Here is a 24,982-nt window from a genome sequence, read left to right as displayed (position 1 = left end):
GGCGAGACGCGCAGGAAACGTTCGGCTATTTCTGCTTCTGCCCATTCAGAAGCGCGTAGAGACAACAGCGACAGGCATCATGCGCCGGCGCCGCACGATGACAGCACCATTGATGGTCGCGCCAGATGACAACTGTGATCGGTCACATGCTGTATTTCAAGATATGTGAGCGGAGACGTTTGTCCTGATGGTATATTACAGAGTTGCTGAATTATAACCCGATGCGCGGTAAACGTCAACTGTCATGGGACCGCCAGACTGCATATCATTGCGCTAACACTGCCTGCTGCCGCGTTCGATCCGTGAATCTGCGATCGCACCACTGCGCCTAAGTCGATTCCAGCAGGCTTCGCTCGTCGTTTCGCAGGAGGAGATGCCATGGACGCCCAACCGGTAGAACTGCAACCCGTCGATGCTGTCGAGGTAACCATTCTGATCGACAATGTGATGGACGCACTGTTGCCGGGTGCGCCGAACGTCCAGCGCGCGCCGCTACGCTGGGAGAGTTTCGAGCAGGCGCCGCTCCTGGCAGAGCACGGTTTCTCGGCGCTGCTAACGGTCGAGCAGCAGGGTCGGCGCGCGTCGATTCTGTACGACGTTGGCATGGGGCGCAACACCCTGGTTCACAACATGGATGTGCTGGGTGTCAACCCCGCCGAGATTCGCGCGATTGTGCTATCTCACGGGCACACCGACCATCACGGCGGTTTGTCGGGTCTGCTGGCGCGCCTCGGTCCCCGTCAGATGCCGCTCATTCTCCACCCCGACGCCTGACGCGACCGCAAAGCCGTGTTTCCTCATGGGAGCGAACTTCACCTGCCGGCGCCGAACCGCGCTGACCTCGAACGCGAGGGGGTCACGCTGGTGGAGCGGCGTGATCCATCGCTCCTGATCGACAACCAGGTGTTAGTGACGGGTCAGGTAGAGCGCGTGACGCCCTTTGAGAAAGGGATGCCTGGACACTTCGCCCAAACTGCCGACGGCGCGTGGGAACCGGACCCCTGGCTGTGGGACGACCAGGCGCTGGTGGTTAACGTGCGTAATCATGGGTTAGTCGTGCTCTCGGCGTGCAGCCACTCCGGGATCGTCAATATTCTCCACTATGCCCGCAAACTGACCGGCGTTCACAACATCTACGGCATCATCGGCGGGCTGCACCTGTCCGGCAAAGCGTTTGAACCGATCATTCCCGACACGGTTGCGGCGCTGGTCGAGATTGCGCCGCGACTGGCGCTGCCAGGGCACTGCACCGGCTGGAAGGCGCAGCACGCGATTGCGCGCGCGCTGCCGGAGGCCTACGTGCAGACCTGCACCGGAACGCGCGTTCGGGTGGGGTAGGCTCTCCAGGGCGCGCCCCAACCGTCCACTGTCACCCCCCATCACGCACACGATCGGGGCACGCCCCTTCCTGGAACTGCCCCCATCACCCTGCGTCAGGCGCACGATCGCGGCGTGCCCCTCCTCCTTTTCACCTTCAACTGCACCACATTATACCTATTACCTGTGACCATCCGGCATGGTCACCCCGAGCAGCGCGAGGGGTCGTGCGCGACCCGCGCAGATTCCTCGCTGCGTTTACCCTGAGCGAAGCGAAGGGCTCGGAATGACACGCATGCGGTATCTTCAATCGTCATTGGTATTATCCCGGAAACGCACCGCTGCGCCGATCATGGTACTATACAGAGGACATCAGAATCGGAGCCGTCGCCGAACATATGAAACTTGCTGTTCTTGCCGACATTCACGGAAACTTCCCCGCTCTCGAAGCCGTTGCCGCCGATATTGACGCCTGGCGCCCCGACGCCATCGTGGTTGGCGGAGATATTGTCAATCGTGGTCCATCGTCACTGGCGTGCCTGCGCTTCGTGCAGGAGCGCGCTGCGGATAGTGGATGGCGCCTGATCCGTGGCAATCATGAAGATTATGTCATCTCTGTGGTTCACGACCCGACCGACCGCCCCGGCATCGAGGGCGCCGTTCGACGCAACGTGCGCTGGACGGCGGATCAACTCGGCGCTGCGGTTGCGGCTCTCGAAGCGATGCCGGAGATTATGCGCCTGTACGATCCGACCGGTGGCGAGGCGCGCATTGTGCATGCCTCGATGCGCCACAACCGCGACAATGTGCTGGCGACGACGCCGGACGACGAACTGCGCGAGCAGATTGCTCCGCCGTGCCCGCTGATCGTTGTCGGTCATACGCATCGTCCGCTCATTCGGCGCCTTGATGCAACGCTGGTGGTGAATGTCGGTTCGGTGGGGCTGCCGTTCGACGGCGATACGCGCGCCTGCTATGGACGGATGGAGTGGCGCAATGGCGGCTGGCGCGCGGAGATCGTGCGCGTGCCATATGACCGTGAGCGCGCTGATTATGATTTCATTGCCACGAGGTACCTCGACACGAGTGGACCGGTGGCGCGACTGGTGTACGATGAGTTTCTCACCGGCTGGCCCCGCATTTACACCTGGGTGGCGCGCTACCGCGAACCGGTGCTGGCGGGGGCTATCTCGATCGATGAGTCAATCGATGAGTTGTTGGCGATCTGCGACGGGGGACCTCCACCAGACTGGATGAAACCGGCGGCGCCGTTTTCCTAACCGGTCTGACACTCCTGGAGCGGTCGCACATCGACACCCCACGAGCGGAGTTCCTGCACAATGGCGTCGACGAGTGCATCGAGCCGCGCTTCGCATGCAGGGGTCAACTCCAGCCCTGGTTCGGAGGTTTCTGGCGCCATTCCCCAGAGCACTATTCGCTGCGGCGATGATCCTCCCTTCCCGTGCAGGGCGATCAGTTCATGCAAACGAACATCCTGCGGCAAGAGGTGCAAGGCTTCGGCACGCGCGATTTCTTCCCCTTCGAGTCGAACGAGCGTTCCTGATCGTCCGCCGCTGTGAACAGCGTCGATGATCAGCACGTCCTCGACGCCATCGAGAAAGGCGAGCAACGACAATCCAAGCGCACCGGCATCGATCGCTTCGACATTGTGGGGCAGCGCGTAACGTTCCATCAGACGCTGCAACGCGCGCACACCTAACCCTTCATCACGAAGGATCACGTTGCCCAATCCCATCACAAGAATCGGCGCCATTGCTCTGCTCCTCTCGCTCATCGTCGATACGAGACACGCTCACAGAACTTCATTCACAACAGTATGTTAACCAGTATCATACCATACGACACTCGCTCACGCAGTAAAGATTCGTCCGCTCAGGGTGCTGCCCGTGCGAATGACATTGCGCCTATCGTTCCCAACTGCCGGTTTCATCCTACCCGCGCCCTCTCACACCAGGGTTTAAGGGCGGGCAGCACGCATGAGCATCGTTGTACCCGCCCAGAACCCCCCACGCGCGGGAGCAGGGGGGCTTGCGCCGCGCGCGCGGGTTCGTCCCCCGGTAGGCGTGCTGGGATGCGCGCGGGTGTTCGGTCCGCCCTTAAAGGGCAGCGGGGGATTGTCGGCGCTTCGTGGACCTTCGTGTCCTTCGTGGATGAGAGAAGGCGCGCGGCGGTCAGCACGCATGAGCATCGTTGTACCCGCCCAGAACCCCCCGCGCACGGAGCAGGGGAGCTTGCGCCGCGCGCGCGGGTGTTCGGTCCGCCCTTAAAGGGCAGCGGGGGATTGTCGGCGCTTCGTGGACCTTCGTGTCCTTCGTGGATGAGAGAAGGCGCGCGGCGGTCAGCACGCATGAGCATCGTTGTACCCGCCCAGAACCCTCCGCGCGCGGGGAGCAGGGGGGCTTGCGCCGCGCGCGCGGGTTCGTCCCCCGGTAGGCGTGCTGGGATGCGCGCGGGTGTTCGGTCCGCCCCTAAAGGGCAGCGGGGGATTGTCGGCGCTTCGTGGACCTTCGTGTCCTTCGTGGATGAGAGAAGGCGCGCGGCGGGCAGCACGCATGAGCATCGTTGTACCCGCCCAGACCCCCCCACGCGCGGGGAGCAGGGGGGCTTGCGCCGCGCGCGCGGGTTCGTCCCCCGGTAGGCGTGCTGGGATGCGCGCGGGTGTTCGGTCCGCCCCTAAAGGGCAGCGGGGGATTGTCGGCGCTTCGTGGACCTTCGTGTCCTTCGTGGATGAGAGAAGGCGCGCGGCGGGCAGCACGCATGAGCATCGTTGTACCCGCCCAGAACCCCCCACGCGCGGGGAGCAGGGGGGCTTGCGCCGCGCGCGGGTCCGTCCCATTGTAGGCGTGCTGGGATGCGCGCGGGTGTTCGGTCCGCCCCTAAAGGGCAGCGGGGGATTGTCGGCGCTTCGTGGACCTTCGTGTCCTTCGTGGATGAGAGAAGGCGCGCGGCGGGCAGCACGCATGAGCATCGTTGTACCCGCCCAGAACCCCCCGCGCACGGAGCAGGGGAGCTTGCGCCGCGCGCGGGTCCGTCCCATTGTAGGCGTGCTGGGATGCGCGCGGGTGTTCGGTCCGCCCCTAAAGGGCAGCGGGGGATTGTCGGCGCTTCGTGGACCTTCGTGTCCTTCGTGGATGAGAGAAGGCGCGCGGCGGTCAGCACGCATGAGCATAGTATTACCCGCCCAGAACCACCCCGCGCGCGGGGGCAGGGGATCGGTTGATCCAGGGCGCGCAGGATATCGGCCAGAACCCCCCGCGTGCGGGAGCAAGGGAGCTTGCGCCGCGCGCGAGTCCGTCCCCCGGTAGGCGTGCTGGGATGCGCGCGGGTGTTCGGTCCACTCTTAAAGGGCAGCGAGGGATTGTCGGCGCTTCGTGGACCTTTGTGTCCTTCGTGGATGAGAGAAGGCGCGCGGCGGGCAGCACGCATGAGCATCATTGTACCCGCCCAGAACCCCCCGCGCGGGGAGCAGGGGGGCTTGCGCCGCGCGCGGGTTCGTCCCCCGGTAGGCGTGCTGGGATGCGCGCGGGTGTTCGGTCCGCCCCTAAGTATGGATACCCGCTTGAACATTGCTGACGCTGGAGGTCACTCCGATGACTCCGGGCTGTGCTGGCGCGCAGGTGGCGGAACGGTCGCTGCCTGCGCCGGGGATGCCACCGGACGCGCAAGCGACCCACCCCGCCCCACGCGCCGCCAAGAGTATGAGCGGCGCACCCACAGACACAATGCCACAAGACGATAGAGTCACGCCCCATCAAAAGGCTGGTATCATACGCGGCGGGGGAGTGGAGAGCGTGCGGGCGTCACCGGATGACGCGGCGCGCACAACGATGGAAGGAGAGACGTATGACGCAGCCAACAGGCATTGGCGTGCTGACCAGCGGTGGCGACGCGCAGGGCATGAACGCCGCGCTGCGTGCCGTGGTGCGCACCGCGCTGAGTCGTGGCGTGCCAGTGTATGCGATTTATGAAGGATACCGTGGCATGGTAGAAGGCGGCAACCGCATCCGTCCGCTCAGTTGGGACGATGTCGGCGGCATTATGCATCGCGGCGGAACGATCATCGGCACAGCACGCAGTCGCACGTTCCGCACGCGCGAAGGGCGTTTGCAGGCTGCCGCCAATCTGATCGAGCACGGGATCAATCGCCTGGTGGTCATCGGCGGCGATGGAAGTCTGACCGGCGCCGACACATTCCGCCGCGAGTGGAGCAGCCTGCTGGCGGAACTGGTCGAAACCGGCAAACTGTCGCGTGAAACGGCGGCGCGCTATCCGTTCCTGGCGCTGGTCGGGCTGGTTGGTTCAATCGACAACGATTTCTACGGCACCGACATGACCATCGGCGCGGACTCGGCATTGCACCGGATTACTGCCGCGATTGATGCGCTCGTCAGCACCGCAGCCAGTCATCAGCGCACGTTTGTTGTGGAGGTGATGGGGCGCCACTGCGGGTATCTGGCGCTGATGGGCGCTGTGGCTGGCGGCGCCGACTATGTGCTCATTCCAGAGAATCCGCCTGAGCCGGGGTGGGAGGACCGCATGTGCGCACTGCTACGCGCCGGGCGCGCCGCCGGGCGCCGCGAGAGCATTGTCGTCGTTGCGGAAGGCGCGCGCGACCGGGAGGGAAATCCGATCACGTCGGATTATGTGCGGCGCGTGCTGGAGGAGCGTCTGGAAGAAGACGCACGCGTGACCATCCTGGGACACGTGCAACGCGGCGGCACACCGAGCGCCTTCGACCGCTGGATGAGCACGCTCGTCGGGTACGCTGCCGTTGAAGAATTGTTGAGCGCCACCCCCGACAGCGAGCCGCAACTGATCGGGATGCGCTACAATCGTATCACGCGCCAACCACTCATGCACTGTGTCGAGCAGACACAGCAGGTAAGTGCAGCAATCGCGGCTGGCGACTATCAGCGCGCCATGGAACTGCGCGGCGGCAGTTTTACCGAGATGTTCCAGACATTTCAGGCGCTCGCCAGCGCTCTGCCAAGTGTGACGCGCCCGCGCAGGCGACGAATCGCACTGCTGCATGCCGGTGGACCGGCGCCGGGCATGAATACCGCCGTGCGCGCCGCCGTGCGCCTCGGTCTCGACCAGGGACACACCATGCTGGTTGTGCGCAATGGCTTCGACGGTCTCATCGCCGGCCACGTCAGCGAGTGCGAATGGCAGATGGTGGACGGTTGGGGACCAATGGGGGGCGCAGAACTCGGCACCAGCCGTCGTGTTCCATCCGGCGATGACCTTGCCGCCGTTGCGCATGCATTGACCAGGCACAGCATCGACGGGTTGCTGATCATCGGCGGGTGGAACGGCTATCAGGCGGCGCACCGTTTGTACCATGAGCGTGATGCGCACGAACCATTCAATATCCCAATCATCTGCCTGCCTGCCTCGATCAACAATGATCTGCCCGGTTCGGAGTTGAGCATCGGCGCCGACACGGCACTGAATGCGATCGTCGAAGCGCTCGACCGGATCAAGCAATCGGCAGTGGCAGTGCGACGCACCTTCGTGGTTGAGGTCATGGGGCGCTACTGCGGCTACCTGGCGCTGATGAGCGGGCTGGCGTCGGGTGCGGAACGGGTGTACCTGCATGAGGAGGGCATCACCCTTGATGACTTGCGCGCCGATATTCAGGAGATGATCAAAGGATTTCGCGCTGGCAAGCGTCTCAGTCTGGTGATACGCAATGAGTACGCCAACCGCCTCTATACGACCGATGTGATCTGTGCGCTTTTCGAGGAGGAGGGGAAAGGATTGTTCGACGTTCGCCGCGCAGTCCTCGGTCATTTGCAACAGGGTGGAAGCCCATCGCCGTATGATCGGATTCAGGCAACGCGCCTCGCAGCACGCTGCATCCGCTTTCTGACTGAGGAAATGGAGCGCGGCACCGCAGCCGCAGCCTTTATCGGTTTCATCAACGGTAGAGTGCGAATATTCGACCTGGGTGAACTGCCGCACATGGTCGATGCCGTATACCGCCGCCCCAGAGAGCAATGGTGGCTTCAACTGGCGCCAATTGCGCGCGCACTCGCACAACAGAAGCACGACATGCACGACATGAGGGAACTATGACACTATTCACCGTCGGACACCTGCGTTGTGAGTATCTGGAAAACCCGCTGGGCATCGATGTAACTCGACCGCGCCTGAGTTGGCGCCTCTTTAGCAACCGGCGCGGCGCGCGGCAGACGGCGTACCGCATTGTGGCCGCACCATCCGCCGATGATGTCGCGGCGGAACAGAACCTCCTCTGGGATAGTGGTCGCGTCGAGTTGGATCGGTCGATCCATGTGGTCTACGAAGGCGGACGACTCCGCTCGCGTCAGCGCGTCTTCTGGCGAGTGCAGGCATGGGACGAGCACGGCAACGTCGCCGTCAGCCCGGTTGCCTGGTGGGAGATGGGGTTGCTGCGCCGTTCGGACTGGACGGCATCGTGGATCGGGGCGCCGCTCGTCGGCGGACGCTGGACGACAATACCGGCGCCGTTCCTGCGCCGCTCGTTCACGCTCGATGCGCCGGTGATGCAGGCGCGTCTGTACATTACAGCGCTGGGTCTGTACGAATGTACGATCAATGGGCAGCGCGTCGGACAAGACCTCTTCACACCTGGGTGGACGGACTATCGTCGACGGGTGCAGTATCAGGTCTACGATGTGATCGATCTGCTGCGCGAGGGCGACAATGTGATCGGCGTCATCCTGGGAGATGGCTGGTACTGTGGGCATGTGGCATGGGCGGGTCGCCAGAACTACGGCGACCGCCCGAAACTGTTGGCGCAACTGATGATTACCTGCGCCGACGGCAGCACGCAGACGATGGTCAGCAACCGCTCCTGGCGATACGCCTTCGGTCCTGTGCTGGAGAGCGACATGCTGCACGGCGAGAGTTACGATGCCAGGCTCGAAATGCCCGGCTGGAACATGCCCGGTTTCGACGACTCCTCCTGGCAACCGGTGGAACTCTTCGCCGCGCCCGACGCCGCCCTGGTCGCTACGCGCGGTCCGACAGTGCGGCGGCACGAAGAAGTGCGCCCGGTCGGTCCACCAACCGCCTTCCGTTCGCACCAGGCAACGCGCTGGGTCTTTGATCTTGGCCAGAACATGGTCGGCTGGGTCCGATTGCGTGTGCGGGGTCCGGCGGGGACAACCGTCACCATCCGCCACGCTGAGGCGCTGAACCCGGACGGCACCATCTACACCGCCAATCTGCGCAGCGCGCGCGCGACCGACCACTATACCCTGCGCGGCGAGGGTGAAGAAAGTTGGGAGCCGCGCTTCACCTTCCACGGCTTCCGGTATGTCGAACTCTCTGGCTACCCCGGCGAACCCGACATCGATGCGGTGACAGGCATCGTTGTGCATTCCGCCACGCCGCCAACCGGTGAGTTCAATTGTTCCGACCCGCTGATCAACCAGTTGCAGCATAATATTGTGTGGGGACAGAAAAGCAACTTTCTCGACGTTCCGACCGACTGCCCGCAACGTGACGAGCGCCTGGGATGGACCGGCGACGCGCAGGTGTTCATTCGCACCGCAGCGTTCAACATGAATGTCGCGTCGTTTTTCACGAAATGGACGCAAGACCTGGAGGACGCCCAGAGTCCCGAAGGGGCGTACCCGCCGGTGGCGCCGCTGGCGGGTATCAGCGGATTGACCGATGGCGGACCGGCATGGGCGGACGCGGGCATTATCTGTCCCTGGACGATCTATCTGTGCTACGGCGATGCCCGTCTGCTCGAAACGCACTACCCTTCGATGCAACGGTTCATCGAATACCTCGAGCGGAGCAGCCGCGACTTCATCCGCTGCTACGAGGACTATCCCGGCTTTCGCGGCTTCGGCGACTGGCTGGCGCTCGACGGAAGCGGCAAGGTTGACGGCGGCACTGCGAAAGACCTGATCGGCACGGCATTCTTTGCGCATTGCGCCCGGCTGATGAGCCGCATTGCCGCGATCCTGGGGCATCAGCGTGATGCCGCGCGCTACCGCCGATTGTTCGAGCGGGTGCGGCAAGCATTTGTCACACGCTACGTCACCGGCGCGGGGCGCGTGGCCGGCGAAACGCAGACCGGATATGTCCTGGCGCTGCACTTCGACCTGCTGCCGCCGGAGTTGCGCCCGGCAGCAACGGACGCGCTGGCGCGCGACATCCTGGCACGCAATACTCATCTGTCCACCGGTTTTGTTGGAACGCCTTACCTGCCGCATGTGCTGACCGCTGCCGGACGACTCGACCTCGCGTATGCGCTGCTGTTCCAACAAACCTGGCCCTCGTGGCTCTACCCGGTCACACAAGGCGCCACGACGATCTGGGAACGCTGGGACGGATGGACGCACGATAAAGGGTTCCAGGACCCCGGCATGAACTCATTCAACCACTACGCCTATGGCGCCATCGGCGAATGGCTGTATGCCACCGTTGCCGGCATCGACACAGACCCGGAGCAACCGGGATACCGTCATCTGATTCTGCGCCCGCAGCCAGGAGGTGGGCTGACAGCGGCGCGCGCGGCGCTCGAAACGATGTACGGGCGCGCCGTGAGCGCCTGGCGCATCGACAATGATCGCTTCACATGGGAAGTCGTTGTGCCGCCGAACACGACGGCAACGGCGTATGTTCCAGCGCCAGAAGGAGCGATGGTGCGGGAGAGCGGGCAAGCGGCGGATGAAGCGGAGGGCGTCACCTTCGTAGAGCGCAACGAAGAGACAGCGATCTACCGCCTGACGGCAGGGGCATACACATTTACGGTGGGGTAGGGTTGGTCTGAACTCATACCGGCGGCGTAACGTATCGAGACGCGCACCGGTATATGTCATTCATATGCAGAGGTTCTGGTGGGGCACAGCGCCACCGTGTTCTGCTGTTGCCCCCCAACATTGATCACATTCCCAAACTATGGAGAAGGCGGTATGACATCCTGCGACCACACCCGACACCACCGCCGATCCATCCGATTGCCGGGATACGATTACACCCAACCAAGCGCATATTTTTGTCACCAAACGAATCCGCGCATTGCCCGGCGCATCGGGCACTCCAATCTGGCAACGCAATGATTACGACCACATCATACGCCACAAACGCGCTCTGCATGCCATCCGGCACGACATCCAGGACAACCCGCGTCGCCGGCATCTGGACCGCGAGAACGTCCGGCGTACCGGCAGCGATCCGCTGCGCGCGAAATCCGGGAGATGCTCCAGGAAGACGATCACGCTGCATCTGTCCACTGCGACTTCGGTGATGAGCCTCTGGTAGCGAAATATTCACCCCGGCGCGCCTGTTCCTCAATCCTGCTCAAGCGCACATCTGTATACTAAATACCAAAAGCAAGATGTTTCAGCGCATCGAACATCGACTTCGCCCTGCCAGTCGTCACGGATCTCGCATAACGAGGTCTGGAAAATTGATATTACGCAATAAAGCCGGTGATATGCCGGAACCGGGCACTGTGCTGATTGGGACAATCGTAGGAGGCCCCTGAGATCAGGCCACTATTGCGTTTCCTGTCCGGTCTTCCACGGTGAGGAGCGTCGCTCTTCCCCATACCACGGTGACAGGATGAAGATGCAATGAATATCCTCAGAAGCGTTGTGATGCTGGTTGGAGTTGTTCTGCTGAGTTGCGCGTCGGTCTGGAACGGCATTCCGTTCTCTGTCGTGCGCATTGTCCCTTCCGACTTTCGTGACGATCTGGCACGCGATACGTGGACCTACCTCCGCTCCTCTCAAGCAACCTCTCATCATCTGCCTTCCAGCTGGTGGTCGCCTGTTCTCTCTGGCGGCGATTATGCCAACCCCACCGAGATCGGTCTGTATGCGCTCTCGTGGATCGCAGCCCACGATATGAAGCGCCCGTGGAGTCCTTCCTGGAGCGAAACGGAAGCCGAGGCAGGCGCAGTGCTCGACCAGCTGCGCGCATGGCAGACCGGTGTGCAAACCTACCAACCGCACGGTCCCAATGCATACCAGAAAAGCGTCTTTTACCAGTGGTACTGGATTGGCTGGGATCCACCTGTGGTCGGGGCGAATATCGGCGATAATCACCTGGTTCCGTCGGTGGACAACGCCTGGTTGGCAATGGCACTCATCACTATCCGCGAGTATGCCGAAGCGCATGGGCGCTCATTCCTGGCGCAAAAGGCCGATGCGATCCTGGCTGATATGGATTTCTCTCTCTGGTACAACCCGGTAACCCATCGCTTCTTCTGGGGAGATGTGGAGAATCCGCAAGGCGGCATAGAGGCGGACTTTTACTCCAACGAGAACCGTATCATCAACTTTGTCTCCCGCGCATTGGGACAGATGAGCGCCGATGAATTCCAGTTGAGTCTGGCAGCGCTTCAGGTCCCGTCCGGCGACTATGACGGCATTGTGGTAGCACGTGTGGCATGGGATGGATCCTACTTTACCTATGCTGCACCGGCGCTCTTTATTCGGGAAATGGACACCGCCTACGGTCGCGAGACGCTCCTTCCCGTCACCCGGGCGCAGATTGCCTATGCACGAAACCAGGGCTACGCAGCCTGGGGATTGTCCGATTGTTTCAGCGTTGGAACCGGCGGCCATGTGCAACAGGGCGCGCCGCCAGTTGCCAGCCCCGCTTCGCCCGAAAGCCAACCAGGTCTGGTGACGCCCCATGCGGCTGGGCTGGCGTTGATCACGCCGCTGGCAGAGGATGCCTTGCACAATCTGCAAACCCTCAGAGACACGTTTCCCTGTATCTATCGAACAGGATACGGCTTTCGCGAGGCGGTGATGGCGCGTCCAGGCGATGGAGCGTATGGTCAATGCAGCGACCGATACAGCGCCCTGGCGCAGACGTGGCTCTTCCTGAGCCTGGTCAATAGCGAGAACGGTTTTGTCTGGCGGTACTTCTACCGTGATCCCGGCGTGCTCCAGGCGCATATCGACATGTATGGCGAATCACGGATATACCTGCCCCTGGTAAGACGGTAGCGGATCTCCGACATAGCCGTTGCCTGGCAACTTCAATATGCTCTCGGCAACACGAATTTTCACATTTGCGCATCTTAACCCGTAGACCTGCCCGCTATTCTATGCTATACTATCGATTGTGACCCAAACCACGATCCCAACGTCGGTATCGTTCCTCGCCGCGTTTTGTGCCTTCACACTCGATTGTTTGGGTGGCGAAGAGTCCGGTCAGCACCGTCCGGTGCTGACGCAGGGCAGGCGTGGCTTGCAAATCCCGTATCAGGAGGGGACGATGACTCAGACTGACCGTGAGATGATGCGGTGCCCTAACTGTGGCGCAGAGTGGCGCCCGACAACAACCATGGCAGCCAGCGCAGACATCAGTTGCCCGGTTTGCCTGCACCGTCTCAAAGCGCCGGATGCGCTGGAGACACACAAAGCGTTCAGTGTGCGCGATTTCGCCGAGCAGATCAGCGCGCTGATCAACCGCGCGCGAACCGAGGGCTTGAGCAGCGATGTGATTACTAAAGTTCTGCGTGATGAACTTGCCTACAATGCCGAGTTAGCCAATCCCAGTCATACCTTCCACGTCCAGATCGTCGATCTTGGTCCGACGGAGGGCGCCATACGCACGCTGCCTCCTAACGAAGCGCGCATGATTCTTCAACGACGCAGCACGCCGCTCATCAAGCGCTAGGACGCTCGCACACGCTCCTGCCTGCGGCGAATGTCGCCCGGTGGTTGGCTCACGTCCGCACAACTTCAACAGCGGACACGGCAGCGGTAATTGCCGCCATTCACCAACCAGCGCCCAACGATGTGCGCAATGACTCTACACGCACATCCGGTGCGCCAGTTTTCTGCGCGTTCTTCCTGACTGCACCTTTTATTCTCTGGCGTCCTCATCGGGGCGCAATTGCAGCATTGTCGCCGGAGTATGTCTATGAACCCTGTTCCGTTTGCCAGCGATCGCTCACATCAACTTGCAGCACTTGCCGCCGCTGTGCAACGCTCTTTTCCATGGGTGCGCCGTCGTCCGCCGCTGTCGGATCGCCCGATTCGCGGGGTGATCCTGACGACGGAGCAACTCGAAGCGCGCGCGCGCACACTTGCTGCCAGCCATACGATTGTCATGCAGCCGGGGAGAGCAGGTGCGCTGCTCGCATCGGTGGACCGCAATCATCGCCTGCTACAACTGGCATACCAGACACTCGCCGCAGATGCTGCGCAACACCAACCGCTCACTCCGGCGGCTGCCTGGCTGGTCGATAACTATCACGTGATTGTCGGGCAGATCCGTGAGATCCGACAGGACCTTCCAGGTGGGTATTACCACGAACTCCCGAAATTGAAGGGGGGTCCTCACAACGGTAAGCCGCGCGTGTATGCCATGGCGCTCGAACTCGTCGAGCATACGGACGGACGCATCGACCTCGAACAACTGACGCGCTTTGTGCTGGGATACGAAGCCGTTGCGCCGCTGTCGATCGGCGAAATCTGGGCGATTCCGATCATGCTGCGCGTCAGCCTGATCCAGAACTTGGGGCGCCTGGCGCGCCTTATGCTCGATGAGCGCCATCTTCGACTCGAGGGCGCGGCATGGGCGGAACGGATTCTGGCGCAGAAAGATGTGGGGTCGTTTGAGGGGAATACGGCCTTCCGTCAACTCGCGCGCACCCATCCGCAACTCCCGTTGCCGCTTGCGGTCGAGTTGATCCAGCGCCTGCGCAACCAGGAAGGAGAGTTCGACATTGCCCGGTTGATGGTCTGGATCGAGCAGCAACCTTCCATTCCCTACAATACCGCCGAAGAAATCATTCTCGCCGAGCAGCGCCGCCAGTCCGCCAATCAGGTGTCGGTCGCCAATACGATCACAAGCATGCGGACGATGGATGCGGTGGACTGGCCCGACTGGTTCGAGCGCGTCAGCATGGTCGAGCAGATTCTGCGCCAGGACCCGGCAGGCGCGTATGGACGGAGCACCTTCGCAACCCGTGACCGCTATCGGCACGAACTCGAGCGTCTGTCGCGGCGGAGTGGTCTACGCGAGGACGCAATTGCGCGACGTTTAATCCGGGTTGCAGCGCAGGCGCGGGAAGCGGGTCGTCCGCTGCGCGAAACACATATCGGCTACTACCTGGTGGACGAAGGGCGCACCGCATTCGAGATGGCGCTTGGGTGTCGTCTGACACCTGGCGAGGTGGCGCATCGCGCCGTGCTGCGGCATCCCGAAGCGGTCTATTTTGGAGCGATCGCCGCAGGAACTGTGGCTCTTACTGTGGTAAGCCGGCGTCTTGCGCAATCCGATAACGGACGCCGCGCCTCCGGCGCTCCGCCGGTCCTGACTGCTGCGCTGTCACTCACGGCGACTTTGCCCGCATTCGCACTGGCAAAAGAACTGGTTGATCGCGCGGTGACGCGCCTGACCCCGCCGCGTGTTCTGCCGCGCCTTGATTTCCGCGACGGTATCCCGCGCGAACTGCGCACGATCGTGGTCGTGCCGACGCTACTGCTCACGCCGGATAGCATCCGCACGCAGATCGAATCGCTGGAGGTGCTGGCGCTCGCCAATCAGGACCCGCACCTGCACTTTGCGCTGCTCACCGATTTCGCCGACGCGCCGCAGCCGCACATGCCCGAAGATGAGGCGTTGCTTGCGCTGGCGGTCGAGCGTATCCAGGCGCTCAACGAACGCTATGGCAGTGATCGCTTCTTCCTGCTCCACCGCCGCCGCGTCTGGAACGAGCGCCAGGGATGCTGGATGGGTTGGGAGCGCAAACGCGGCAAGCTCGAAGAGTTCAATCGTTTACTGATTGGCGCCACGGACACAACCTACGAAACATTCATCGGCGACCTCAGCATCCTGCCGCAGATCCGCTATGTCATCACGCTCGATGCCGACACCCAACTGCCGCGTGATGCAGCGCACCGGCTGGTGGGCACGCTGGCGCATCCGCTCAATCAGGCAGTGATCGACCCGCAGACACGGCGCGTGGTGAAGGGGTATGGCATTCTCCAACCGCGCGTCGGCATCGATCTGCCGAGCGCCCTGCGCAGTCGCTTTGCGCGCATTTCGTCGGGCAATGTTGGCGTTGATCCATATACCACCGCCGTTTCTGATGTCTACATGGACCTGTTTGGCGAAGGGATCTTTGCCGGCAAGGGAATCTACGACCCGGTCGCCATGCGCGAGACGTTGCACGACCGCTTCCCCGACAATACGCTCCTCAGCCACGACTTGATCGAAGGGTGCTATGCGCGCGCGGCGCTGCTCTCCGATATCGAATTGCTCGACAGTTACCCGACGACGTATGCCGCTTATTCAGCGCGCCAGCATCGCTGGGTGCGCGGCGACTGGCAGATCGCCGGATGGTTGCTGCCGCGTGTGCCGCGCGCGTCGGGAGGGTATGCGCCGAATGTTCTGCCGCCGATCAGCCGGTTCAAGATCGCCGATAACCTGCGCCGCAGCCTGACCCCACCGGCGACTCTGGCAGTGCTCATCGCCGGTTGGTTTGCGCTCCCCGGTCGTCCGGCAGTCTGGACGTTGCTCGCGCTTGGGCATTATCTTGCGCCGTTGACGTTTGCGATTCTGAATACGCGCCTCGCGCCGACAGACTGGCGCTATCTCCACGTCAGCCTGATCGCAGCTGCGGAAAACCTGCGCTGGCCCGTGCTGCAATTGCTGTTGAATGTTGCCATGCTCCCCGATCAGGCATGGCTGAACCTGGACGCTGTCGCGCGCACGCTCTGGCGTATGGGTGTGACCCATCGGCGGCTGCTCGAATGGGAAACCGCGGCGCAGGCGCAGCGCCGCCTCACCGATTCGTTCGATTACCTGATCAAACGCATGGGTCCTTCAGCAGTAGTGTTCGTGGCGCTGGCTGCTGTGCGTTTTGAGCGCCTGCGCGACGCTTGGGTCCCTGCCCTGCCGGTGACGCTCGCATGGGGCGCAGCGCCCTTCTTTGCCCGCTGGCTCGATCAAGCATACGTTCCCCGCCGTATCGAACCGCTCTCCGCCAATGATCGCCGGATGCTGCGGCGCGTGGCGCGCGCAACGTGGGCATACTTCGAGCGCTTCGTCGTTCCAGAACAGCACTTCCTGGCGCCGGACAACTTCCAGGAGACGCCGCGACCGGTTGTGGCAGAGCGCACCTCGCCGACCAACATTGGCTTGCAGTTGCTCTCCGACCTGGCGGCGGTCGATTTCGGATACCTGGGTGTGCGCAGTCTGGCCGAGCGCGTCGGACGTGTGTTCGAGACGATCCAACAGATGGAACGGTTCCGCGGGCATCTGTACAACTGGTACGACACCCGCACGCTTCACCCCCTGTCGCCACTCTATGTGTCCACGGTCGATAGCGGCAACTTCGCCGGACACCTGATCACGCTGCGGCAGGGATTGCTTGCGTTGGCAGAACGTCCGCCATACGGTCCCTGGATCATCGAAGGGTTGCGCGACACTCTTGAGATCATTCAGGAGCGCCTGCCCGCCGACGCCAGAGGACGCACGTCGCTTGTGGCGCTGCTCCAGGCGCTCGATGCCACGCCTGACACCCTGGAGGGGCATCGAGCGCGCCTGCTGCAAGCGGCCGATCTGGCGATCATCCTGGCGCGTGAGTCGCGGGTAGCGGAGTGGGCGGAGGCGCTTGCCCGACAGGCATATAGCCTGCTCGACGATATGCCGCACGACGGGAAACCCGCTGCGCCGGAGGACCCGCAGTTCCGCACCGTCGTCGAGCGGTTGTCGGGTATGTGCATTGATCTGATCGCCGAGATGGATTTCCGCTTCCTCTATGACGAACGCCGCCGTTTGTTCGCCATTGGGTACAACGTGAGCGAAGGGCGACGCGACAATTCCTACTACGATCTGCTCGCATCCGAAGCGCGCCTGGCGAGTTTCCTCGCAATCGCGCTTGGAGAAGTTCCACAGGAGCACTGGTTCTACATTGGGCGCAAGATTTCGCCGGCAGTGGCGACGCCGACACTGCTCGCCTGGAGCGGTACGATGTTCGAGTATCTGATGCCGCTTCTGGTTATGCGCAACTACCCCGAAACGCTGCTCGACGCCACGTACCGCGGCGCAGTTGAACGTCAGATTGCCTACGCCGCCGAACGCGGCATTCCATGGGGGATTTCTGAGTCGGCGTTCAACCTGCGCGACTCGCAGATGAACTATCAGTATCGCGCATTCGGCGTACCGGGGCTTGGGTTGCAGAGCGGGCTGGCGAACGACCTGGTGGTTGCGCCATACGCCACGCTCCTGGCGTTGCAGGTCGCGCCAAACGAGGCAGTCGCCAATCTCCGCGCCCTGATGGAGTATGGCGCATTCGGGCACTATGGCTTCTACGAAGCGATCGACTTTACGCCGGCCCGCCTGCCGCCCGGCGTGAAGAGCGCCATTGTGCAGACGTATATGGTCCATCATCAGGGCATGAGTCTGCTGGCGCTCGATAATGTATTGAACGACAACCTGATGCAGCGTCGCTTCCACGCCGAGCCAATTGTGCAGGCGACCGAATTGCTCTTGCAGGAGAAGATTCCTGCCGACCGACCGCTGCCGCTGCCGCAGGAGAGCGCCGTCAGTGAGATCGCAGTCACGCCGGATGTTGTGCTGGAACGCCACTTCACGACGCCGCATACTGCGGTTCCATACGCTTACATCCTCTCGAACGGCGTTCTGACTTCGATAGTGACGAATGCTGGCAGTGGAGGCTGCCGCTATACCCTGCCCGAACGCACGACGTCGGTCGCCATCACGCGCTGGCGTCCCGACCCGACGCGCGATGCGTCCGGCAGTTTTGTGTATGTGCGCGATGTGCGTGGCGGCGCAACATGGTCGCCGACGTACCAACCGCTGCGCGTCCTCGGCGATGAGTATCGGGTCACCTACGGGGCAGGGCGGGTCGAGTTCCGCCAGCAGTATGCAGGAATCGATACACGCCTGGAGATTGCGGTGTCCCCCGAAGACAATGTCGAGGTGCGCATGTTGACACTGGTCAATCTGACGGCGCAGCCGCGTGAACTGGAGATCACCGCCTATACCGAGATTGTGCTGGCGCCTGACGTTGCCGACGCTGCACATCCGGCCTTCTCGAATCTGTTCGTCGAGACAGCGTTCGACCCGCAGAGCGAGGCGTTGCTGGCAACACGCCGTCCGCGCTCACCGAATGATGAGCGTCTGTGGGCAGCACAAGCGATTGGTGTGCGTGGCCGCGCCCTGGGAGAAGCAGAATACGAAACGAACCGCCTGACGTTCATTGGACGTGGGCGCGACCCGTCACGTCCGCAGGCGCTCGACCGTCCGCTGAACGGCAGCGTCGGCGCCGTGCTCGACCCGATCTTCAGCCAGCGCCGCCGGGTACGGATCGTGCCGGGCGGACAGGCGCAGGTGATCGTGACCATGGCGGTCGCGGCGACACGCGATGATGCGCTGCGCCTGGCGGCGCACTATCGCGATGCCGCCATTGCTATGCGCGCCTTCGATATGGCGCGCACCCAGGCGCAGGTCGAGCTGATGCACCTCGGCATCAACGCCGATCAGGCGCACCAGTTCCAGCGCCTGGCATCGCTGGCGCTCCTGCCCGACCCGGCGCGCCGTGCGTCGGCCGAAACGCTGGCGCGCAATAGCAAAGGGCAGCCGGGACTGTGGGCATACGGCGTCTCCGGCGACTATCCGATCGTGGTTGGGCGTATCGCGCCAACGTCCGATACCTCGCTGGCGCGCACTCTGATCCAGGCGCACGAGTATTGGCGGCTGAAAGGAGTACTGATCGAACTTGTGCTCCTGGTCGAAGATAGCGCCGATTATCGGCAGGAACGACACGAGCAGGTCATGAGTCTGGTGCGCAGCAGTCGGTCGAGTCGCTGGCTGAACCAGCGCGGCGGGGTGTTTGTGTTGCGCACCGGAGTGATGCCCGATGCCGATCAGGTGCTGTTCGAGACGGTGAGCCGGATGACGCTCTACAGTCGGCGTGGTGATCTTGCCTACCATCTGCGTCGCCGCCTGCCCGACAAGGCGCCGCCGCCGCCAACGGTTGCGCTGCCGGTCGGCGGCGAGCCGCTGCCGGCAGAAGATCTGACGCTGACGACAGAGTATGGCGGGTTCACACCCGATGGGCGCGAGTATGTGATTGAGGTGACGCCCGACAAGCCAACGCCGCTGCCATGGGTGAATGTGGTTGCCAACCCACGCGCCGGATTCATTGTCTCGGAAAGCGGCGGCGGCTACACCTGGGCGGAGAATAGCCGCGAAAATCGCCTGACTCCCTGGTCGAACGATCCGGTCAGTGATCCGCCTGGCGAGGCGCTCTACCTGCGCGACGAATCGAGTGGCGCGCTCTGGTCGCCGCTGCCGCGTCCCTGCGGCGCAGGGCGCGTGCGCGTCTGCCACGGGATGGGATACACGCGCTTCCTGCAACGGTACGATGGCATCGAGAGCGAAACGACCCTCAGCATCGCTCCCAACGATCCGGTGAAGATCGTCCGGCTGCGTCTGCGCAACCGATCCGATCGCCAGCGACGCCTGAGCGCAACGATGTATGTCGAGTGGGTGTTGGGCGTGCTGCGCGAACAGACGGCGCTCTTCATCGTGACCTCGACTGTGCCGGAACTGAGCGCGCTGCTGGCGCGCAACACCTATAGTCACGATTTCGCCGGGCGCGTCGCTTTTCTGGCATGCAGCGAGCCAGAGGCGCTCTTCTGCGGCGACCGGGCAGCGTTCATCGGGCGCAACGGCGACCTGGCGCGCCCGATTGCCCTGGCAGGCGAGCACGATGGCGCCTTCGACCATCGCATCGGCGCCGGTTTCGACGCGTGCGGCGTCGTCTCGACGCGGCTGACCCTCGAATCTGGCGAGGAACGCGATATCTTCTTTATTCTGGGTCAAGGCGCAAATGAAGACGATGCAATCCGCCTGATAGCGCACTACCGCGATCCTGTGGTCGCTGCCGCCGCAATCGCGGAGACGATTGCCTGCTGGCGCGATCTGGTGGGCAGACTTCAGGTGCGCACCCCCGACCCGGCGCTCGACGTGCTGCTCAATGGCTGGCTGATCTACCAGACCCTCGGCTGCCGGGTGTGGGGACGCTCGGCGTTCTACCAGTCGGGTGGCGCGTATGGCTTCCGCGATCAGTTGCAGGATGTGATGGCGCTGACGATGATCGAGCCATCGATTGCGCGCGAACATATCCTGCGCGCTGCGGCGCGGCAGTTCGTCGAGGGCGATGTGCAACACTGGTGGCACCCGCCGCTGGGGCGCGGCATTCGCACCGCGTTCTCCGACGACTATCTGTGGCTGCCGTTCGTCGTGTGTCATTATGTCGAAACAACCAGCGACCACGCACTGCTCGATGCGGTGGCGCCCTACCTCAAGGGGCGACCACTGGCGGAAAACGAAGCCGAATACTACGATCTTCCCGAACCGGCGAACGAGCACGGCAGCCTGTACGAGCACTGCATCCGCGCAATTGATCGCGCACTGACGCGCATGGGGGCGCACGGGCTGCCGCTCATGGGTGCGGGCGACTGGAACGACGGGATGAACCTGGTCGGGCACGAAGGGCACGGCGAAAGCGTCTGGGTCGCCTGGTTCCTGATCGTCATTCTGAACCGCTTCGCACCAATTGCCGAACAGCGGCGCGATGTCGAACGCGCAGCGCGCTACCGCGCTGAGGCGCGCCGGCTGAGCGAAGCGTTGGACCGGCACGCCTGGGACGGCGACTGGTACCTGCGCGCGTTCTACGACGACGGCGCGCCGCTTGGTTCAGCGCAGAGCGATGAGTGCCGCATCGACTCGCTGAGTCAGTCGTGGGCGGTCGTTGCCGGAACCGCCGATCCAACCCGCGCGCGGCGAGCGATGGAGGCAGTCGATATTCATCTGGTTGATCGCAAGACCGGGATCATCAAACTGTTTACTCCTCCCTTCGACCAGACGCCGCGCAACCCCGGCTACATCAAGGGGTATATTCCCGGCGTGCGCGAAAACGGCGGGCAGTACACCCACGCCGCCATCTGGGTGGTTTGGGCATGGACGCTGCTCGGCGACAACACGCGCGCCGGCGAGTTGCTGCGCATGCTCAACCCGGTGCGACACGCGCAGCAGAACGGGCGCGTGTATGCGGTCGAACCTTACGTCATCGCAGCCGACATCTACGCTGCACCGCAACACCTGGGGCGCGGTGGCTGGACGTGGTACACCGGGTCGGCAGCGTGGTTCTATCGTCTCGGTATCGAGCGCATCCTGGGCATTCAGCGCTACGGCGACTATCTCACCCTGACGCCCTGCATGCCTCCCGACTGGCCCGGCTACGAAGCATGGTATCACTGCGGTTCGAGCGACTACCACATTATCGTTGAGCGGAGCAGCGGCGATGGCTATGCGCTGACGATTGACGGCGCGCCGGCGAGCGATGGGCGCATCCCGCTATACGACGACGGACGCGAACACATCGTCCGGCTGGCATTGCCCGGGTCGGGAGAGGTCACACCCTCACGCGACGGCAGACAGGCGACAGCGAAACCGGTGGAAAAAGGGGAATAGCACGCGGATTCGCGCGGGTGCGACGGATGGGCGCGGGTGGAAATCAGTCTTTGTGAGTCCGTCCCGAGCCAGGGGAGCCTATGCGTTCCCCGGCGCCGCGCCCACGCGCAGTGAAGTGAACAGACGAAGCCACTGGCGTGGTTCAAAGTTCTGACCGGTTATGCCAACGTCCCAACAACGACTGGTCTTTCACGAACGAACGTGCTATACTATACAAAAGTCCGTGGAGAGACAAACGACAGGCGCACGACAGTTTGCATTCCGCGTCATACCACGTTATACTCCCCATCGCACTGTCATATGTCGTGCGCGCTGAACCAGCGCCGAAGGCAAACAATGGCAACCCTACGGGCACAACCGCATTCCGGCAACAACGACTCGCCCGGTTCCGCGCCACAGACGGGCGCTGCCCGCGAGGTGCGCAACTATCGCCTCGATCAACGCATCGGGCAGGACGAACTCGCAGTCATCTACCGCGCCACCCACCTGACGCTGGATCGTCCCGTGCTGGTATCGGTATTGCATCGCACCGACTGGATCTCATCGAGCCGCTTTCAACTGGCGGCCCGTCTTGCTGCCCATCTTACGCATCCCAACCTGCTGCCGGTCATCGACGCCGGTCACGACGACCGTATCGGGCATTACCTGGTGACGCCCTATCTCGATACGCGTTCGCTGCACGATGTGTTGGCGAATGGAGCGCTCGATCCGGTCGAGGCGTTGCGCATCGCCACCCAACTGGCGAGTGTGCTCGATTATCTCCATGCACAGAACGTCGTGCATCGCGATGTGCAGCCGGCCAACATTCTGGTGACTCCGCAGGGCACAGTGTATCTGACCAACCTGAGCCTGGCGGCGTCGCCGGACACGCCCGATCTGTCGAGTATCGACGATACCGACTATCGAACGCCGTACACGGCGCCGGAGCAGACACTACGCACCGCTCAGCCGACGCCCGCCGGCGATCTCTACAGTCTCGGCGCGGTCATTTACCACATGCTCAGCGGCGATCCTCCGCCGCCGACCGGCACCCCGCCGTTGCTGGCGCTGCGCGATGAATCGCTCGCCGCTGCTGACCGCGTCATTCAGCGCCTGATGGCAGAGCAGCCATCGCAGCGGTACAGCAGCGCAGGGCAAGCGATCGCCGCGTTGCGACAGGCATTGCGTCCGCAGATCGACGCAGCGACGGTCGATATGGAGGAGTCGCGCTGGGAGCCGATTGCCGAGTGGCTCGAAAACCCGCTCGAAACAGTGCTCGGAAACCTGATCGATGCCGATTTCGTGGCGCGCAGCCGCACCCGCGCCGATACACTCCACCGGGTCGATGCCGTGCGTCGCCTGCTGGATCGCTGGAGCCGCCAGAACTGGACGCATCGCCCACAACTGGGGCGTCTGATCGAACCGGAACAGATCGTCAGTTACAACCTGTACTTCTACGAACTGCGTATCGCGTATGAAACGCGCACACCGCCGCAGGCGCGCCTCAGCGTGCATCACGGCGGCGCCCTGGCGGTCACGCGCGAAACTGGCTTATGGGAAGCGCCGGTGCCAGATGCGCCGCCGTTCGAGACGCACAATCCTGAACCGATCGTGGTTCCCGGCTCGCAGCGCGTCGTCGGCTGCCCGGAATGCACTGGCGCGGGATCTCTTCCATGCCGGACGTGCAACGGCGCTGGAACGGTGACACGCACGCGCAAAGTAAAAGAACCCGATGGAAGTGTGCAGACCCACCAACTATCCGAAGAATGCCCGACGTGCCGCGGTTATGGGCGTGAGGAGTGCGAGCGCTGCGAAGGAACCGGGCAACTGCTGGAAGAGAAGGTATTCGACTGGTCGCGCCGGGCGCGCGCCTATTTCAATGAAGACGATCTCAGCGGTCTGCATAAACCGACGCTTCAGGCAAAAGCGTTGAAGGTGTTCGATGGCCCGATCTCGTTGCGCGAAGGGCACTGGTATCAGGTGGCGCCGCTCAAAGAGACAATTGAGGAAGCACAGCGCAATTGCGATAACAACACCCGCATCATCGCTGCCGAACTGACCATCCGCGGCGTTCCGGTCACCGAGGTTGATTACCGTTTCCGCGACCAGCCGCGCACACTGGCGTTCATCGGCTTCGATAATACCCTGAAAGGCGATAGCACCCTCTACGATGTCGAACGCCTTGTGCTGTACGCGATCATTCTGATCATGGCGGTGATTCTGGTCGCAATCCTTGTGTTGCGATGAGGGATGTGGCAAGTTGAAGGTGCAAAGGGTGCAGGTGGAAAATGGAAAGAAAGCAGGGGCGCGCCGCCAGCGCCCCCCACGCCCAGCGCCCCCATGCGCGCCGCCAGCGCCCCCCACGCCCACCGCCAGCGCCCTCCACGCGCGCCGCCAGCGCCCCCACGGGGCGCATGTCCGTGGTGCGTTGAATGTGAACCCAAGGCGCGCCCCTGACCCCTCCAAACACATGTAACATTTTTCACCTATGATGCGTCTAATATGGCGGAACAACGATACATCACGTCATACCTGAAAAGGAGGGACAACGATGTTCCGTCAAAATGTCGGTCCAATCGATCGTGGCATTCGGGCAATCCTCGGTATTGTCCTGCTCATAGCCACGTTTGTGCTACTCAGTGGCTTCTGGCAGGCGCTCATCGGTTTGGTGGCGGTCATCCTCCTGATCACTGCCATTTTCGGCGTCTGCCCGCTCTACTCGGCGCTCGGCATCGACACCACGCCAACCAGGCCGGCAGCGAAGCACTGAGCAGGCGAACGACCGGAGCAGATTGACCACTCCGGTCTTCACAGCGAATGAAGGCCTCGTCGAAACGACGGGGCCTTCTCTTTGCCTCAGGCGTTCCGACCGGCAAACCTGCACGTCCCCTTCCGAAGATGGGGGCAACGGTGAGCATGACAATCGGCGACATCGTCGAGCGGAACGGTGCAGCGCTGCTACCAATGACCGGTGACCATCCGGCATGGTCACCCCGAGCAGCGCGAGGGGTCGTGCGCGACCCGCTCAGATTCCGCGCTGCGTTTACCCTGAGCGAAGCGAAGGGCTCGGAATGACAAGAAAGCGGCATCTTCAATCGTCATTGGCAGCAAGAGCATTGAGCGCATCTTACAGGCACACAAAGCAGAGTTCGCCAAACAGTACGGTGTGCGCGAGATCGGCATG

General features: G+C 62.7%; 12 protein-coding genes. 11 read left to right on the top strand and 1 reads right to left on the bottom strand.

Annotated features, from left to right (window positions below; all coding sequences use genetic code 11):
- The first annotated feature begins 378 nt into the window (after window positions 1-378).
- From RCAS_RS25610 to RCAS_RS09625, 3 genes are all read left to right on the top strand, one after another.
- Window positions 379-774, top strand: a complete 396-nt coding sequence (locus RCAS_RS25610; protein ID WP_049768816.1) for an MBL fold metallo-hydrolase — start codon at window positions 379-381, stop codon at window positions 772-774.
- Window positions 775-789: 15 nt separating this feature from the next.
- The gene (locus RCAS_RS25605; protein WP_049768815.1) at window positions 790-1,338 is read left to right on the top strand and encodes an MBL fold metallo-hydrolase; all 549 of its coding nucleotides are present in this window, start codon (window positions 790-792) and stop codon (window positions 1,336-1,338) included.
- Between the two features lie 377 nt (window positions 1,339-1,715).
- Window positions 1,716-2,597: a metallophosphoesterase family protein gene (locus RCAS_RS09625; protein ID WP_012120393.1), complete on the top strand. Its 882-nt coding sequence runs from the start codon at window positions 1,716-1,718 to the stop codon at window positions 2,595-2,597.
- On the opposite strand, the gene RCAS_RS09620 is transcribed toward RCAS_RS09625, so the two are convergent.
- Window positions 2,594-3,091: a HyaD/HybD family hydrogenase maturation endopeptidase gene (locus RCAS_RS09620; RefSeq protein WP_012120392.1), complete on the bottom strand. Its 498-nt coding sequence runs from the start codon at window positions 3,089-3,091 to the stop codon at window positions 2,594-2,596. The two genes, RCAS_RS09625 and RCAS_RS09620, sit on opposite strands and share 4 nt — an antisense overlap.
- Window positions 3,092-5,181: 2,090 nt before the next feature.
- On the opposite strand from RCAS_RS09620, the gene RCAS_RS09615 reads away from it, so the two are divergent.
- From RCAS_RS09615 to RCAS_RS09580, 8 genes are all read left to right on the top strand, one after another.
- Window positions 5,182-7,416 (top strand): 6-phosphofructokinase, encoded by a 2,235-nt coding sequence (locus tag RCAS_RS09615; protein WP_012120391.1) that lies wholly within the window; start codon window positions 5,182-5,184, stop codon window positions 7,414-7,416.
- The gene (locus RCAS_RS09610) at window positions 7,413-10,100 is read left to right on the top strand and encodes a glycoside hydrolase family 78 protein (RefSeq protein WP_012120390.1); all 2,688 of its coding nucleotides are present in this window, start codon (window positions 7,413-7,415) and stop codon (window positions 10,098-10,100) included. The genes RCAS_RS09615 and RCAS_RS09610 overlap by 4 nt, the downstream gene beginning before the upstream one ends.
- A gap of 259 nt (window positions 10,101-10,359) precedes the next feature.
- Window positions 10,360-10,602 (top strand): hypothetical protein, encoded by a 243-nt coding sequence (locus RCAS_RS25600; protein ID WP_198136024.1) that lies wholly within the window; start codon window positions 10,360-10,362, stop codon window positions 10,600-10,602.
- A gap of 314 nt (window positions 10,603-10,916) precedes the next feature.
- Entirely contained in the window at window positions 10,917-12,302 is a 1,386-nt protein-coding gene (locus RCAS_RS09600) for a glucoamylase family protein (RefSeq protein ID WP_012120388.1), read from the top strand.
- A gap of 271 nt (window positions 12,303-12,573) precedes the next feature.
- Window positions 12,574-12,978 (top strand): hypothetical protein, encoded by a 405-nt coding sequence (locus RCAS_RS09595; protein ID WP_012120387.1) that lies wholly within the window; start codon window positions 12,574-12,576, stop codon window positions 12,976-12,978.
- Between the two features lie 246 nt (window positions 12,979-13,224).
- Window positions 13,225-21,819, top strand: a complete 8,595-nt coding sequence (locus tag RCAS_RS09590) for a GH36-type glycosyl hydrolase domain-containing protein (RefSeq protein WP_012120386.1) — start codon at window positions 13,225-13,227, stop codon at window positions 21,817-21,819.
- Between the two features lie 336 nt (window positions 21,820-22,155).
- Window positions 22,156-24,045, top strand: a complete 1,890-nt coding sequence (locus tag RCAS_RS09585; RefSeq protein WP_041330521.1) for a protein kinase domain-containing protein — start codon at window positions 22,156-22,158, stop codon at window positions 24,043-24,045.
- Between the two features lie 304 nt (window positions 24,046-24,349).
- Complete coding sequence (locus tag RCAS_RS09580) at window positions 24,350-24,568, top strand: YgaP family membrane protein (protein ID WP_012120384.1); 219 nt, start codon at window positions 24,350-24,352, stop codon at window positions 24,566-24,568.
- Window positions 24,569-24,982 lie beyond the last annotated feature (414 nt).

It is taken from the genome of Roseiflexus castenholzii DSM 13941, assembly GCF_000017805.1.
GTDB lineage: Bacteria > Chloroflexota > Chloroflexia > Chloroflexales > Roseiflexaceae > Roseiflexus > Roseiflexus castenholzii.
This window is presented reverse-complemented; position numbering and strand designations above follow the sequence as displayed.

Excerpts from the sequence above, each read along its gene's own strand:
- RCAS_RS09600 (WP_012120388.1), top strand. The coding sequence starts at position 10,917 with ATGAATATCCTCAGAAGCGTTGTGATGCTGGTTGGAGTTGTTCTGCTG.
- RCAS_RS09590 (WP_012120386.1), top strand. The coding sequence starts at position 13,225 with ATGAACCCTGTTCCGTTTGCCAGCGATCGCTCACATCAACTTGCAGCA.
- RCAS_RS09615 (WP_012120391.1), top strand. The coding sequence starts at position 5,182 with ATGACGCAGCCAACAGGCATTGGCGTGCTGACCAGCGGTGGCGACGCG.
- RCAS_RS09610 (WP_012120390.1), top strand. The coding sequence starts at position 7,413 with ATGACACTATTCACCGTCGGACACCTGCGTTGTGAGTATCTGGAAAAC.
- RCAS_RS09625 (WP_012120393.1), top strand. The coding sequence starts at position 1,716 with ATGAAACTTGCTGTTCTTGCCGACATTCACGGAAACTTCCCCGCTCTC.
- RCAS_RS09580 (WP_012120384.1), top strand. The coding sequence starts at position 24,350 with ATGTTCCGTCAAAATGTCGGTCCAATCGATCGTGGCATTCGGGCAATC.
- RCAS_RS09585 (WP_041330521.1), top strand. The coding sequence starts at position 22,156 with ATGGCAACCCTACGGGCACAACCGCATTCCGGCAACAACGACTCGCCC.
- RCAS_RS25610 (WP_049768816.1), top strand. The coding sequence starts at position 379 with ATGGACGCCCAACCGGTAGAACTGCAACCCGTCGATGCTGTCGAGGTA.
- RCAS_RS09620 (WP_012120392.1), bottom strand. The coding sequence starts at position 3,091 with ATGGCGCCGATTCTTGTGATGGGATTGGGCAACGTGATCCTTCGTGAT.
- RCAS_RS09595 (WP_012120387.1), top strand. The coding sequence starts at position 12,574 with ATGACTCAGACTGACCGTGAGATGATGCGGTGCCCTAACTGTGGCGCA.